The organism is Microcoleus sp. PH2017_24_DOB_U_A, from assembly GCF_020738205.1.
Lineage (GTDB): Bacteria > Cyanobacteriota > Cyanobacteriia > Cyanobacteriales > Microcoleaceae > Microcoleus.
Genome location: NZ_JAEQCT010000034.1, coordinates 1 through 15,535, shown reverse-complemented (window position 1 = coordinate 15,535; position 15,535 = coordinate 1). Strand labels below are relative to the sequence as shown.

At 45.8% G+C, this 15,535-nt stretch carries 13 protein-coding genes; 7 read left to right on the top strand and 6 right to left on the bottom strand.

Going from position 1 to position 15,535, the window contains the following annotated elements:
- Positions 1–142: 142 nt before the first annotated feature.
- Positions 143–817: a response regulator transcription factor gene (locus tag JGK07_RS09965; RefSeq protein WP_293178947.1), complete on the bottom strand. Its 675-nt coding sequence runs from the start codon at positions 815–817 to the stop codon at positions 143–145.
- Positions 818–934: 117 nt separating this feature from the next.
- Complete coding sequence (locus JGK07_RS09960; protein ID WP_293178950.1) at positions 935–2,137, bottom strand: sensor histidine kinase; 1,203 nt, start codon at positions 2,135–2,137, stop codon at positions 935–937.
- A 357-nt stretch (positions 2,138–2,494) separates the two neighbouring features.
- Here JGK07_RS09960 and JGK07_RS09955 point away from each other — a divergent pair, with 357 nt between their 5' ends.
- The gene (locus tag JGK07_RS09955) at positions 2,495–3,844 is read left to right on the top strand and encodes a calcium-binding protein (RefSeq protein WP_293178953.1); all 1,350 of its coding nucleotides are present in this window, start codon (positions 2,495–2,497) and stop codon (positions 3,842–3,844) included.
- A gap of 418 nt (positions 3,845–4,262) precedes the next feature.
- On the opposite strand, the gene JGK07_RS09950 is transcribed toward JGK07_RS09955, so the two are convergent.
- Positions 4,263–5,855 (bottom strand): family 10 glycosylhydrolase, encoded by a 1,593-nt coding sequence (locus JGK07_RS09950; RefSeq protein ID WP_293224510.1) that lies wholly within the window; start codon positions 5,853–5,855, stop codon positions 4,263–4,265.
- Between the two features lie 123 nt (positions 5,856–5,978).
- Between JGK07_RS09950 and JGK07_RS09945 the strand changes: the two genes are divergently transcribed.
- Positions 5,979–7,184 (top strand): hypothetical protein, encoded by a 1,206-nt coding sequence (locus tag JGK07_RS09945; RefSeq protein WP_293178959.1) that lies wholly within the window; start codon positions 5,979–5,981, stop codon positions 7,182–7,184.
- Here JGK07_RS09945 and JGK07_RS09940 read toward each other — a convergent pair.
- Positions 7,181–8,365, bottom strand: a complete 1,185-nt coding sequence (locus JGK07_RS09940) for a DNA cytosine methyltransferase (RefSeq protein WP_293178965.1) — start codon at positions 8,363–8,365, stop codon at positions 7,181–7,183. The two genes, JGK07_RS09945 and JGK07_RS09940, sit on opposite strands and share 4 nt — an antisense overlap.
- Positions 8,366–8,656: 291 nt before the next feature.
- Between JGK07_RS09940 and JGK07_RS09935 the strand changes: the two genes are divergently transcribed.
- Positions 8,657–10,030 (top strand): MFS transporter, encoded by a 1,374-nt coding sequence (locus JGK07_RS09935; protein ID WP_293190596.1) that lies wholly within the window; start codon positions 8,657–8,659, stop codon positions 10,028–10,030.
- A gap of 403 nt (positions 10,031–10,433) precedes the next feature.
- Here the strand turns inward: JGK07_RS09935 and JGK07_RS09930 are convergent, their stop codons facing one another.
- Both JGK07_RS09930 and JGK07_RS09925 read right to left on the bottom strand, forming a co-directional pair.
- Positions 10,434–11,792, bottom strand: coding sequence for a calcium-binding protein (locus JGK07_RS09930; RefSeq protein ID WP_293178971.1), 1,359 nt, complete (start codon positions 11,790–11,792; stop codon positions 10,434–10,436).
- A 229-nt stretch (positions 11,793–12,021) separates the two neighbouring features.
- A complete protein-coding gene (locus JGK07_RS09925; protein WP_293178974.1) occupies positions 12,022–13,392 on the bottom strand; it encodes a calcium-binding protein in 1,371 nt (456 codons plus the stop codon).
- A gap of 135 nt (positions 13,393–13,527) precedes the next feature.
- Here JGK07_RS09925 and JGK07_RS09920 point away from each other — a divergent pair, with 135 nt between their 5' ends.
- The 4 genes from JGK07_RS09920 to JGK07_RS09905 all read left to right on the top strand — a co-directional run.
- Positions 13,528–13,737 (top strand): hypothetical protein, encoded by a 210-nt coding sequence (locus JGK07_RS09920; RefSeq protein ID WP_293178989.1) that lies wholly within the window; start codon positions 13,528–13,530, stop codon positions 13,735–13,737.
- Positions 13,737–14,252 carry an N-acetyltransferase gene (locus JGK07_RS09915; RefSeq protein ID WP_293178977.1) on the top strand — a complete coding sequence of 172 codons (516 nt, stop codon included), beginning with the start codon at positions 13,737–13,739 and terminating at the stop codon, positions 14,250–14,252. The genes JGK07_RS09920 and JGK07_RS09915 overlap by 1 nt, the downstream gene beginning before the upstream one ends.
- A gap of 289 nt (positions 14,253–14,541) precedes the next feature.
- Positions 14,542–15,288 (top strand): HEAT repeat domain-containing protein, encoded by a 747-nt coding sequence (locus JGK07_RS09910; RefSeq protein ID WP_293150888.1) that lies wholly within the window; start codon positions 14,542–14,544, stop codon positions 15,286–15,288.
- A gap of 55 nt (positions 15,289–15,343) precedes the next feature.
- Positions 15,344–15,535 (top strand): PD-(D/E)XK nuclease family transposase (locus JGK07_RS09905; RefSeq protein ID WP_293178980.1); only part of this gene is annotated, 192 nt, incomplete at its 3' end.

Genomic DNA, 15,535 nt, shown 5'->3' with positions numbered 1-15,535 from the left:
TCCAGGATAATTTTATTGTAGCTTATTAGGTAAAGTATGCAGCGGTAATCCGAGCGGGATTGTGCAGCCTCTCTATTCCCTCTCTCTGCGCCCTCTGCGCCCTCTGCGGTTAATAAAAAAACAATAAAATGATTCAAATGATTCAGGTTTCGATCGCCGAATTGGCGTAAATTGCCAATTGCGATCGATTTCGTAAATTCAACCGATTCAGTAGATGAGTAACATGAGTTTTCACCGTTCCCTCAGAAATAAACAACTGCTGGGCAATATCTCGGTTAGTTAAACCTTTACCAATCAACTGCAATACCTCTTGTTCGCGCGGGGTTAATTGTGTCAGTGCAGCGAGTTTCGAGGGTTGAGCGGTAGGTGCTGGATTAGTAGGTTCTGAATTAGTAGGTGCTGCACAAAATCCTGTTATTAGCTTATCCATTAAGCCAGGAGCCAGTTGAGTATAACCCGATTGCACCAAACGAATTGCCTGTGCTAACTCTTCCGATGGCATATCTTTCAACAAATAGCCCTTGGCCCCGGCCCGCATCGCATCAACAATGTATCCATCGTCATCAAAGGTAGTTAATACCAAGACACTCGTATTTGGAAATGACTGGCAGATCAGGCGAGTTGCTTCTCTACCATCCATCACGGGCATTTTTAAATCCATTAATACAACATCGGGTTGGAGAGCTTCGACTTGCTCTAGAGCAGCTTTACCGTTGTGGGCAATTCCAATCACTTCTAAATCTGATTCTAGGCTTAACATAGCCTTGAGCCCTTGGCAGATAAGCTGCTGATCGTCAACTAGCAATAGACGAATCATGGGGAAATTCCTAAATCTCTTATCCCATAATAGTTCTTAATTGCACAGACAAAGAAAAAACGCCAAAAGAGGTTACGTTAATTTTACATTTTGTTACATGAAGTAATTTATTTTCGCCTACCTACTTAACGGCAGGCTAACATCGATTCTACATCCCGCTGCGGGTGATGTTTCCAGGTGAAACTCTCCGTTGAGAGAAGCAATTCGCTCTTGCATTCCTCGCAATCCAAACCCGCCAGTACCACTTTCTAATTTGAACCCCCGCCCGTTATCCTCAACAGTCAGGTGCACTCGATCGCCCGTTGTGTGCAATTGCAGATGAACCTCGGTAGCTTGGGCGTATTTGCAAATGTTGGTCAATGCTTCTTGCACGATGCGATACAGCGTTTTGACAACTTGAGGTGGTAATACAACTTCCACGCAAATGCTGCTGGTAACAGTAATGCCCATACTCTGGCGAAAGTCTTCCATCAGCGAGGAAATCCCCTGTTCCAAGGTTTCTTCTGCTTCTGCGTCAGCCCTCAGCGCATTTACCGATTGTCGAACTTCTTTCATCGCCACCTTACCGAGTCGGTGTGCTTGTTCCAAAAACGGTTGTGCCTCTGTTGGGTCATGCTGCCAGAGTTTCATGGCGGTTTGCAGTTGAATGTTGAGCGAAGTCAAGGCGTGACCCAGCGAATCGTGAATCTCTCTAGCAATGCGATTGCGTTCCTGAACCGCTGCTAAATCTTCTATTTGCAGGGCATATTCTCGTAGCTGCGCGTGGGCTTGCGATAGTTGTTCCTGAGTTCTACGTTCTGCTAGTAAGGTACTGACCAACTGCGACACGAAAAATAGCCCCAATCCAAACATCAACAATTCTGCCGTCTGGTGCATCCAAATTTGTTGTTGCTCGACATTAGGCAACATCAGGGGTATCACTCTTTGAAGATACTGAACTTGATGAAACATATACATTACCAGCGAAAGACCTGCCACTATCCACCGACCGGGAGATTCAAATAAAAAACAACTGCGAATTAACACGATCAAATACAGCGTCGGTAGGATATGCAGGTATCCCAAGGTTGTTCCGTAGAAGATCAGACCCATTTCGATCGCCGTATAGACATAGCGAAACGAAGTTTTGCCAGAGGGTAAGAGCCATCCCATCAAGCCCAGGGATACCAGGATTAGAATGTGCTGTACGGGAATGCTTTGACGCTGCCACGCTTCGATCGCAGCCATCACTCCACAACTGCCTAACATGATCCATTCGGTGTACAGCAGAAAGCGAAATGGTTGAGGTTGGGTTTTTAGTAGGGATGCGATCGCAGTCATGGCAGGGGCCTCCAGTAGTTGTGGCTCTCAGTATTCCCAAAAAATACTGCAAGTCAGACTGAATGTCTATAAAACTCGGCAATTTTCTAACTTTCGCTGATGCTACCCCTGGGAACTATGACTAAAGTTATAGCCGATCGGGAGAGGCAGCGCGAACATCGCACTCGGCAGTAATGGGCGATCGCGACTTTTGGCAGATAAGCGGGCGATCGAGAATATCCATTTCGTTGATGTCAGATCGAGACGTTTTTCAGATGTGTTGAACCGAGTTTATTTCCTAAGATTGTGACATAGCAAACCAAAGCAAACAGTTTTGATTTGCCTCAATAATTCACTTAATATCTAGGAGCAACCAACATGGCTTTAATTAATGGAACCAACGGCAACGACAATCTGAACGGTACTGCTGCTAGCGATACCCTGCGGGGATTGGACGGAAACGATAATCTGTTTGGCGGTTTCTTTGGGGACGATCTTCTGGATGGTGGAAACGGAAATGATACAGCGACCTATCTAGGATTTGGTAATAATATAATTGCGTCTTTAGAGACTAACAAAGCAACTTTTTTTGGAGGTAGCGGAACTTTCATCGGTATTGAAAACTTAATTGGTGGTAACAATCAAGATGTCTTGACTGGCAACGCTTTTAACAATCTGATCGATGGTAGTTTTAGCAATGACGACATCTCGGGCCGGGCAGGGGACGATCGCCTAATTGGTGGAGACGGATTCGATACTTTAAGGGGAGAATTAGGCAACGATAACCTGCGAGGTGGCAACGATACGGATTTGCTAGACGGTGGAGATGGGGCAGATTTCCTCGCTGGCGACAAGGGTAACGATACGATGATCGGCGGCAGTGGCGATGACAACTTTCAATGGGTGGATGGCGACGGCAGCGATCTGATTCAAGGCGGCAGCGGTAGCGATAATTTGTTATTCAACGGTTCGATCGCGCAAGGGGATAATATTAACCTCACCCAATCGGGATCGAACATTGTATTGCAGCGCACCAATCTCGTCCCCGTAACCTTAACAACCACAGGCATAGAAAGTTTTAATGCAATTAACGGTTTAGGTGGCGATGATGTTTTGACTGTCAGCAATCTAGGCGTGGCAAGCGGTGTCGGATTTATCCAATTCACGGGGGGGGATGGCAACGATCGCCTGAATGCGAACTCCAGTGTATCGCCAAACATCGATTCTAGTGGTGGTAACGGTAATGATGTTTTGAACGGCGGTAACGGCAACGACTCGCTATCGGGCGATCGAGGAAATGACGTTATTGTTGGGGGTAACGGGAACGATTTAATTAAAGGTGCCGAGAGTGGCAATCTGGGACGGGGTGAGATCGATGTGCTCATCGGCGGCGCAGGTCGAGATACTTTTGTGCTGGACAATTTCTATAATGATGGCAACATCATTGCAGATGGTGATGCGCTCAACTTTTTCAATGGCATTGATGGCACGGGAGATTTTGCTCGCATCATAGACTTCAGAATCGGTGACGATCTGATTCAACTGTCCGGGCCTCGCAATAGCTATGAGCTCAAACCCATCACCAATTCCCTGCGAGGAGGGAGTGTCGCTCAAGATATGGGAGTTTTCAAGAAAGGATTTTTACAGCCCCTTGAGTTGATTGCGATCGTTCAAGATGCACCCAGTAACCTAAATATCAACGATACAACGCAATTCAGAATCAGCTAGTTTTGTGTCGATCGATCGCACTGCTGTTAGTTTGGAGCGAGTTTTGATTGTAGCTTGGGTAAGGTGCACGGGTTTCAGCTTAACTTGTTTTCCTGCGGTCAGCTTAATGCGCTTTCTCCCAGTCCGGCAGGGGTTTAAACCCCTGCCTCATAGCTTAAGTCGGTTAAAACCGACTGCAATTATTAAATTTATAGCCTTTCTCACAAAGATTCGCGGACGTTGTTGGGAAGAAGGCCCTCTTGATTTAAGCGGTTATATAAGCTGTCAGTCATACCTCATCTTTCTGAGAAAGGCTATATTACATAAATTAATCGTTACAAATAGATAATTCATGAATTAGTAAGGTGCGCAGTGCACACCCTAAAAAGTGGCTACAAACTAGCGAAGTAAGGTGCACATTGTGCACCCTACAGACTGATTAAGAGGCGGCGAAATTCACTTTTGTGACTTCACCTGCGACAACATTAACTGTTTGTTGAATTTGACTTCCATCAACCTTTAACTGATAAGTTCCCGGAGAAAGCTCGATCGCACCAAACCATCCTTTACCATCCGCCCGCAGTTGGCGCACCTTGCCACCAGCATTAACTGCCTGCAATGTCAAGCCCGCGCCGTCGCAGCTTCCTTGGCACTGTTGCAAATTTCCGGCGATCGCACCCAGAGTCGGCCGCGACTTCCAAGGCATATCAGGAATCCCCACCGGAGTCGCCCACACAGGCTGAGTTTGAACGTTTCTGCCCGTAGCGCCATCAACGTATTGACTCGGTTGCGACAGCGCCGTATAAAACCAATCATTACTCTGCGACACGAATTTCCAAGGCTGGCGGGGCAAATCACCGCTGCCGCCCGATCGCAATTCAACGTTACTGTAAATATTGGTGCTAGCGTAGGAATAAAGCACCGTACCAGCAACGCGATTTCCTTTCGCAGAAGGCGCTTCGGCGCGGCGAATCTGCCCTAGAGTGTCTTCGATGTAGTTGAGATAGTTGCCAGGCCCGATCGCGATTTGGCGGTTGTACTGGTGGTCTTTAGCGTACTCTATCCAATGGTCGTAACCCATCTTTTGCTGCGGCTTGTACTCGCGCTGGTAAGTCATCGGCATCGCCATGTCGAGAATACCTTCTTCCAGCCAAGCGCGCCAATCCTGCAATACTTCTCTGTACGGCTGCGTTTTATACCAGCCTGCATCATTAGCTGGGCCGTCTCCCCAGGCGATCGTCGCTGCGGTAATTTTAACGCGCGGTTTAATCGCCATGGCTTCTACATAAAGCTTCCGCACTAAATTTGTCACCTGATCGCGCCGCCACTGCATCCACAGAGGATCGCTGGCTGCCGGTTTGCCCGATCGACCGTTTTGTTGGTTGAAACGGGCGATCGAAGTAGGATTGTAGCCCCAATTCGGCCCGCCGTAGCGCACGTAATCCAACTGTACGCCGTCCACATCGTAGCGCTTCAACAAGTCCAAATAGACAGAAACAGTATAATCTAGGGCGTCTGGATTGCCGGGATCGAGAAAACCTTTGGCTTCGCCACTCGAAATCAGCATCGCCCAATTGTCCTTTCCTGAGGCATTGGGCCCATGTTGTTGCCAAACATGATTTGCAGGAAGTTTACCACCGGAAACTACTGGTAGCGTCACCATCCAAGCGTGTACTTCTATACCTGCGGCGTGGGCTTTGTCGATCAAATCTTGGAGGGGATCGAAACCTGCTGGAACATTCGGATCGGTGGTGCGGGGTTCGATCGCACTCGTGTAAAAAGCATCACCGCGGCGGCGGACTTGGGCGACGATCGCGTTAGCATTGGCTTTCTGTGCGTCAGCAATCAACTTGGTTACTTCTTGAGGCGTTTTGAAACCGGGGTTGAATGCGTCCACCCAGAAGGCGCGAAATTCGCTGGTTGGCGTTAGTGGAGGCATAATGGCGATTGCGCGATTCGGGAACAAGTTGGATAACCAACCGGGAGTCAGCAGAAAACTGATTGTTAAGCCGATCGCGAACAGGCTTGACAAAAAGAGTGTTTTAGTCTTTCGCATGAGGAATGTGTGAGAGAGCGTTTAACTGTCTTTTACGGACGTTTGGTGTGAGCGTCCGCTTGACATTTTGGCACATCTTTGAGTTAAAAAACTGATAGCGTGAAACTGTGTTCTGGAATAGCGATCGCTTATACTGGATTCTGGTATTTTCTATACAATCGCTTTATTTTTTCAATGTACGAACGCACTGATAGTGAGATTGAAGCAATTCAAGAACTACTCTCGCCACACTTTGGAACTGGTTTTGAGCCTGACGAACTGACAAATAGCGAACAGACAATCATCGAACAGGTATTGAAGTATGTAGGTAGCCGATTTACCCGGATGAAATATATCCTGGGTCTTGCCCTTGATTTTGCGATCGTCGCACAGCGTCTATCTAATGTTGATGACTCTGCCAAAAGATTAAGAGAAAATCTGACAATTGAACAATTATTTCAACGTTATCAAGTTGTCACTGAACGGGGAGAACAACAGGCAAATACACTAACTTTAAAATTTGGTCAATCAACTCAAGTAGGTATCCGACGTATAGAAGAGTCTATTGTTCAATTTTTTCACAGTCTCAATCGTTCTAAATATCCCAGTGCTTATGTTTACAATACAGGTCAATGGCAAAAATTTCAAGACCTACTGATTCTCTGTTTTAGTCTATCCGAGTCTGGACGATTTCAACTATGTCAACAACTTATTGATTTTGGTCTCGAACGATTGCTAAAGAACATATTTGTTACGAGAGAATCTTTGCGAATTCGCTTATTTGCCGAGATAGTAAGCAATTACCCGCGCAGCGATCCAGATGAAAATGGAGGTTTAGTTTTTCAAGCCATTGCTTGCGGTTATTTCAAAGCAGATCGACCTCATCTTAGCTTTGTAGTTGATAAGGTACGCACAGGTTCGTCAAGACAGCGGCGTTTTGGAGATATTGATTGTTATTACGGCTTGGATCTAGAAATATCAATAGAAGTAAAAGACTGCCACATTTCCATGAAAAACGTCAAGCAACAATTGGGAAGTTTCCAGAAACAAGTAACAGGTAATCAAATCCTTGGTGTGGCTTTTATACTCTCCATAGACGGCGAAGCGAGTTCTATACTTAGCGACAGTGGCATCATTTCCTTCGCACAAGATGAGTTAATTAGATCCGTGAGGATCTGGGATTGGCAAAAGCAGGATGCAGCCGTGCATGAGATGCTTCACTATCTTGCTCATGTTGAACAGAATCCTAGTGCTGTTGGCAGACTGCTGGCATTTATTCGCGATCGAGATCCCCAACACAACTCTCTTACTTATTATCAAAGTTAAACTGTGATTTCAAGAGCAAGCTGAATCGGAAAATTCAACTCTGAATTGAGTGACTTTACTTTTTGCGATCGGGCTATAACAATTTCATCATCTGAATGGCTTTGATAAGCCTTGATAACTTCCTTTCCTACCGCAAATCCGAGTAGTGGCGGTACGGCATTTCCGACTTGAAGGTACTGTGATGTTCTCGAACCAATCACCTCAAAATCATCGTCAAAAGATTGCAGCCTCAATCCTTCACGGACAGTCAATCCCCGATGCTGACTTGGATGAGTCGCTCGTGCAGACGAAGGTTTTCTCATGTTAGATGTTACAGCAATAGCTGGTTTATCACTAGCTAGCCGAGCATAGCTATTGTGAAAACCGCTGGCTGGTTGAAGGATCTCGGGAATTGACTTTCTGTTGCCACCATCTGGGATATACTTCAGAATTTCAATTAACTTTTGTGAATGATTGGCCGCCTCGTGATGTAGCAATATATTGGCGGTTTTCCGCCTAGCTATTTGATACTCAGTTTGCGGCATAATCTGGTAAAATTTACAAATCTCTCCAGCATTTAATGGCGGTAAATCTGAAATTGCATCAGCTACATTGACATAATAGTGAGAACTTGGCAGTGGAAACTCAGGCGGCAGCAATCCATCAAGCCAACCTATAAAAAAAGCACGCTTTCGCAGTTGTGGTACGCCGTAGTCAGCCGCTTTTAAAAGGCGACATTTCATGTGATAGCCGATATCAGCAAAGCTAGCGATGACTGAATCGCGCACTTTGCCTCCCTGCATTACCAACATTCCTTCAACATTCTCGATAATCACATAAGCCGGACGAATTTCAGCCACCAAGTCGCGAAAATTGCACCATAAAGAATTGCGAGGATCTGTAATCTCTCGCTTGCCAACGGTGCTAAATCCTTGGCACGGTACTCCCCCAGTAATGATGTCGATTTCTGCTACCGAAATTTTAAAGAACTCCTCTATCTCGGAAACGGTTGTCTGTGTTAAGTCAGATAGCAAACAGGGAAGTGGAGATAGGTTTCGTTCAAAAGTTTGTTTGGCGTTTTGACAGTAATCTATGCCGCCGATTGCTTGAATTCCAGCACGTTTAAAACCCAGAGTTAACCCTCCAATGCCGCAAAACAAGTCAAGGCTACGCGGAAAATGCTTTGTTTGAGTTTTTGTCATCGTTAGCTACCTCTTGAGAGAACTATATGAAAAGTCAACATACTTTTGCGAACTTACGGCACTTCCGACTGGGATCAGAATGTCCGCGCTGACTTCGTTCATTTTAACGGACAACATCTGTTGCAGGCTTATTCAAAAGATGAAAATATTTGTGAGCCAGAATGATGCTAAAATACGCTGTTTGTATGGCTGGTGCTGGCATCAGCACAACATATACTGTGATGTCAGCGGTTGAATTGACCGGAAATTGTCGATCGCACTCAGTAAACCAAATCAGTAGTTAGGCAAAATATGTCTGCAATGGAAAAAAAACCGATCGATGGATTGTGGGTATCAGTATTATACTTCGCTCAGGGTCTCCCGTACACCGTCGTTAATTTAATGTCGGTGATTTTTTTGAAAGGGATGGGAACCAGCAACGAACTAATCGGATTGACAAGTCTGTTATCTTTTCCTTGGGTATTAAAAGGTTTGTGGGGGCCCGTTGTTGATATGTATTCCACTAAACGCAAGTGGATTTTAAGAACGGAAATCATTTGTGCTTTTCTGTTTGCTTTCCTAGCTTTTGGTGTGTTGACGCCCCTGGCTATTATTATATCGCTGGTTGTCTTTACAGCGATCGCCTTTGTTTCAGCTACTCACGACATCGCCATTGACGGATTTTATTTAAACACTCTCAATAAAGACAAACAAGCACTATTTGTCGGTGTTCGCAACACGGCTTATAGAGGTGCCGTGATTGTCGGTAGCGGTGTCTTGGTTTTCTTGGCCGGTAAACTAGCAGAACAGCATTTAATCCCGGTAAATGCAGGCGATACTAAAACATATCAGGAGATTCCGCTGTCACTTTTCGGTTCGTCTTATAATGTGTCTCCGATTAACTACGGATGGGCGACAGCCTTTGGCATTTGCGCGCTGATTTTTGTGCTGATTTATCTGTTTCAGCGGTGGTATCTTCCCTATCCTAGAAATTCTGCTGCGGAAACAGGCGCACCCCAACAAAAAATTAGCTTTTTTGAGTCATTTAAAACCTATTTCCAGCAAGATAAAATTGGTTGGATTGTGACTTATGTCTTGATTTTTCGATTGGGAGATGCCCTGACTTTTAAAATGGCTCCTCCATTTTTAATGGATAAAGTTGAGAAGGGAGGATTAGCAGTTTCTACGTCAGATATGGGTTTGCTATCAGGTACTGTCGGGATAATTTTTCTGTTAATCGGAGGGTTGCTGGGCGGTTATTTGATTGCGAAACAAGGACTGAAAAAATGGATGTGGCCGACGGCGATTATGCAAAATTCAACTAACTTGCTGTATTGGATGTTGGCAATCAATCAACCGGGGATTGAGTGGGCCTATGCTGTAAATTCGATCGAGCAATTTACTTACGGACTTGGTGTAGCTGCCTATACAGTGTTCTTAATGCGGACTGTCCGCCCTGATTACGAAGCATCCCACTACGCGATTACCACGGCTTTCATGGCCGCAGGAGTGCTGATTCCGGGCGTTTTTAGCGGTTATTTACAGACTGCATTGGGCTATCAAAATTATTTCTTGTTTAGTTCACTGGCTGTGATTCCCGGTATGCTGACGATTTTCTTTTTGCCACTAGAAGATGAGAAAAAATTAGAATCTATGCCCCGGCCTGGACTGGACGATCCAGATTAATTAAATTGTATCTGTAATTAGGTACGTAGTTGCGATGAAAGCGCGCTCTTGGTGAATATAAGCTAAGAGCGCTGAAGCGCAACTACGTACCTTAGAGGGAGGCAACGCAACCTTTGATCGATACTTTTGATAGTTTTATATCTCCTATCCTGACAATTGCTCCACCCTGGATTGCCCCGATAGATAAGGGGTAGGCACGGGGCACTACCCCTACAAATCTTCATGAATATTTTAGGAATACTATAATTTACTCCACAAAATATAGGACACAACAATGTTGTATCCCTACCCCATATAGCAATCCTAAAATTAGGTACTTAGTTGGGCAAAGTGCGCTCTTCAGAATATAAGCTAAGAGCGCTGAAGCGCAACTACGTACCTTTAGGATTGCTATAGTCGCCAACTAAATCGAAATAAAATCCCTGGCTGTTAGCGGACTGCTTAGTACGCCGAAGAAACTGGCAAGAACTTCACCACTGCTGGCAATTTCGATGGTTGTTGAAATATCGGCTTGAGTAATTCTCAGTTGGTTGAAGCTCAAACCTCTGGTCAAACCAATTGAATCTTGACCCTGTTGAAAGTCTAGAAGTGTATCTGTACCGGCCCCTGCTCCTAACACAAATACGTCCCGTCCAGCACCACTAATTAACAGATCCGCACCCACTCCGCCAACGAGGGTATCGTCCCCGTCTCCCCCGCTCAAATTGTCATCTCCTTTGCCCCCGAATAGTTGGTCATTGCCGAGGCCACCGCTGATAATATCGTTACCTTTATTGCCGCTGAGAGTATCGTTTCCCCCATTACCAGTTATAATATCGTCCCCGGCCAAACCTGAGGTTGTATTGTTGGCATCGTCGCCTACTAAATTATTAATTTGGGAGAGGTCGAGAGCAGTTTTCATTGCAAGAACGTTTCCGAGAAAAGAGGTTCCCGGAGTGGTTCTCAATTGCTCTAAACTGCTGCGGGAAGCCAGGGCTTTTCCTAAGGGTGGCAGCGCAAAGTTTAAGCCTGCTAACAGCTCTAAATAATCTGAATCTGTAAAATTGAAATCCGGGCGGTTCAACTGGTCTACAGATATCTCTGTCTTGGTCAAACCGGGAGGAGGAGAGCTTAACAAACCACTTTGGGTGTGCTTGTCCAAGACAAGTAGCGGGTTAATAATCGGGTTAGTAAATGTTTCAAGAACTACTTTTCCGGGAAGAAAAGCTTCTCCTCCCAAACTAACAAAATCGCCACTAACTATATAGTGAGTTACATTTTTGCCTGCACTCGCTTTCTGCTTAAATGTATTGACTATACTTTGAGCAATTCCGGGAGAATTAAAGGTAACAATATCTCCGATCGCAGATGTGAATTCTGTGGCGGCTAGTTGCGTTATGGCGCCGCCCAAGCTGTGCCCGAGAAGGTCTGGTGGCAAGCGGCGGGGGTTTTTTGTTGTGTCTTGACCGATTTGTGTCAGCCAAGTTCCTAAGGCTTGTTTGTTGGCTTCAAATTGGTTGAAGCCGACGCTTCGCTTGTCTGCGTTGGCAAGATCGTCTACGAGGGAGTCGGTGCCGCGAAATACTAGAACTGGCGGTTTGTCTGGGGTGGTGGAGATTAAGCCGATCGCGTGAAATCCCGTTAGGGGATCGTCAAAAGTGCGATCGATTCGGTAGCCGACAGCCGTCAAACCAGCTTGAACTACAGTTTGTAACTGGGGGTTGTTATCTATGTAAACAAGCTGCTTGGCTATAGTTTCGTAAGCGGCGGGGGATGATGGCATATTTTTGTTATTTCCTGTCGTTTGATTGGGATTGGCTTTTTAAGCTAGTCAACTCATTTTACAGTAAATTAGGTTAATAAACAATATTTGTTTCTCCTATTGCGCGTTCCTAAATCACCCAATAGTCGGCTTGTGGCAGCGGATTTCGCAATAGCAAAAAACACACAAAAAAAGATTTACGCGCAATAACTTGCAGTTGTTGCGCTACCCAAACTACTATTTTTATCCATTAAATCTGCACGAAATCCGGTCGCGTGAGGTCGTTAGCGGACACGCCTCTGACGGTAGCAATAATTTCCCCAGTAATCGGGATAGTAATTACAGCTCCGTCAGCACTTGGGGTAACAATAATTTGAGGGTAAGTTAGACCCCGTGATAGGCCAATTAAATCTTCACCCTTTTTAAAATCGACAATCACATCTGCTCCGCCACCTGATTCTAATACAAAGCGATCGCGCCCTGCACCGCCAATTAAAAAATCGTTGCCAAATTCGCCGGAAATGAGGTCGTTTCCGTCGCCACCATCCAAAAAATCGTTGTTTCTGCCACCGTACAAGAAGTCGTCACCACTGTCGCCACTGAGGCTGTCATTATCTCGATTGCCTCTGAGAGTGTCGTTACCGGCGTTGCCGATAATTGTATCCTCTCCAGGGCCACCGCTAGCAGTATTGTTGCGAGCGTCGCCTAATAAATAATTTGCTTGCAGGGGAGCTAAACCGAATTGCATTTGTCTGATTAAGTCCACAAACGAAAATTCTGAGGCTGTTCTCAAACTCTCTGCACCGGCTCGGTTTCTGATTGCCACTGACACATTTGCTAGGGGAAAATTTAGTGCAGCAATAAACTCGTTAAAATCTGAGTCGTTGTTACTATAAGTAAATTCGGGACTGTTTAAGTTTTCGAGGGAAAATTGCCTCTGGAAAAAATCTGCGGGTGGAGCAGTTAACAAATTTTCTCTGCGATGTTTGGCTAAAACACTTAAGGGATTAATAGTCGGGTCTGTGAAAGTTTGGAGAAATACTTTTCCCTGGATAAATGCTTCGCCAAACAAACTGACAATATCTCCGCTGACAATGTAGTGACTGACATTTTTGTTGCCTGCCCTACTGAGATTTTTCCGAAAATTGCTGGCGATACTCGCTGAGACTCCGGGAGAGTTGAAAGTCAAGATATCGCCGCTCAGAGATGTGTATTCGCTGGCTACAATTTGAGCGATCGCTCCGCCCCAACTGTGCCCGACGACATCGGGCAATAATTTGCTGGGGTTTTTGGCAGTATCTTGACCGATTTCTGCGAGCCAGTTTTTGATACTATCTTTGTTTTTTTCAAATTCTGGTAAGCCTATGTCGCGGGAGGCAGAAAACATAGCGTCGCCGTCGATGAAGTCGGTACCTCGAAATACGAGGACTGGCGGTTTGGTGGGGTCAGAGGAACCGAAGCCGATCGCGTAAAATCCGGTTTCTTTGTCGTCCAATATGCGATCGATATAGTAGCCGTTAGTGTCCAGGAAGCGCGAAACTTGATTTTGCGCGTTCGGCTTTTGATTCAAAAAAACAATTGACTTAGCCAGAGCTTCATAAACAGCAGGCGAGGCACTCATAATATTTTATTTGGTGTTTGTTGGTATTTGCGATCGCTCTGGTTTTGAGCTAATTTTCCACTGTCAGCCATTATAACTGACAAGATTTGTATGGTACACTTGATAATATCTACTCAAGAATCATTTTTTGCGGTTATGACTATCATTCGTCAATACATTGCTCCATTGATCGCAATATTAGTATTTTTCGTGGCTCTGGTAGCAGTCAGCGCTCGCATCTTTTTGCCGGCTGACATGGCTGCCCCGGCACCGATTGAGGAACCGATCCCGCTCCATCAAGCGGTATCTCTGAATCCTATTTTCTTGGGGCTCAATTATTCCTCTCTCCCTGTCCAAATTCGCTGATGTCTGCTCAGTTGATACCGGGCTACAGGCTGCGATCGGGTTCTGGACTCGATCGCGCAAAACTGCTAAAGTTCCTGCACCATACTTACCGAGAGCTTTACCCCGATCGCGAATTGGGACATTTGGCTCAAACTGTCGAGCAGTATTTTTCTAAACAGACGCCGCTTTGGTGGGTAGAGTGCCTGAAAAACAGCCCGTTCGAGGGAGAAAGTTTTTCCGGGATCCCCTCGCAGCCGGCAAATCCCACATCAGTTGTCGGATGTTTGTGGTTGGGAAATGCGATCGACCAAACCACTGGAGAACGCCACGGTCACATTTTTCTGCTCTACATAGCACCGGAACACCGCCGTCAGGGACTAGGTGCAGCTTTAGTTATTCAGGCAGAAAATTGGGCGCGTTCAAGAGGCGATCGGCAAATTGGTTTGCAAGTTTTTCTGAGCAATCAGCCTGCGATGAATCTCTATCAAAAATTAGGCTATGAGAGTCATTCTGTCTGGATGATCAAATCTCTTTGAAAAACCAGAGGTATTTGTTTGCAGTCAGGGGTGCAGCGGCTTGTGCAAGGCAAATATGTTTGTAGGGGCGAAGCATGACCGCAGTCAATATAAAATTATAACTAATAACTTATATGCGGTCATGCTTCGCCCTCTTCAAAAACCAGATGCACCAGCTCTTCTTCCTGACTGCGAACAATAGGAGGACTTGAGAGTTGAATCGGAATGCTTTTATTGCCGGAAATGCTAATTTATATTGACCGCTGAATCAGTTGCGCCCGTAGCATCCTCTCTGCGGTAAAGTTTTTTTATGAACAATAACGACTACACCAACGCCCTCGATCTTGATACGGAACTGGAAAGCCCTTTGGATCATTTTGATGAATCCGAACCCCCGCTACCAGATCCAGAGGAAATGCTGCCTTTGCTGGAATCGCCGGAACCTCAGCACCGGATGATGGCGGCGCGGGCTTTTTGCGAACTCCAGGACGATCGCGCGATTTCGCATTTAATTAATTTGTTAAGAGACGGTTGTCCCTTGGTGCGGGTGAGTGCGGCCTATGCTTTGGGGCGAAATCCAAGTCCCGATGCTGTGGAACCGCTGATCGAGCAACTCAACCGCGATTGGAACGGTTACGTTCGCAAAGGGGTAGTTTGGGCCTTGGGAAATTGCAGAGATCACCGCGCTTTATCGCCCTTAATTGATGCTCTGAGAACTGATATTTCGGCGGTACGTTTGTGGGCGGCGAGTTCTCTGGGTCAAATGGCAAAAGTTGGTTACTATGTGGTGATTGCGGGGATTCCACCGTTGATTCAAGCATTGCGAAGAGACTCTGTATCTGCCGTTCGCAGTAATTCCGCTTGGGCGATCGGGCAACTGGCGCGCGAGTTACCGAATAATGTAGTGTACGCTGGGGCGATCGACGCTTTAATTGAATCATTAGAAGAAGATGAAGACATGGGCGTGCGCGACGATGCTAAATCTTCGCTGTTGCGAGTCGGCGATCCGCGAGGTTTGCAGATTATTGAAGACTTAGAAATGGAAGGAATATTATAATGAATATTCCACAATTAAGCACCGTTTACAAATTCCCAATTACCCGTTACCAATTATGAACTTCATCAATCCCAAAACAGATTTTGGCTTCAAAAAAATCTTTGCATCGCCCCAGCACAAAGAAGTTTTGATTAGCTTCCTGAATGCCATGCTCTACAACGCAGAGCCGACAATTCAAGACTTAGAAATCATCGACCCCTACGCCGCACCAGCAATTACTGGTTTAAAAGACACTTACCTGGATGTC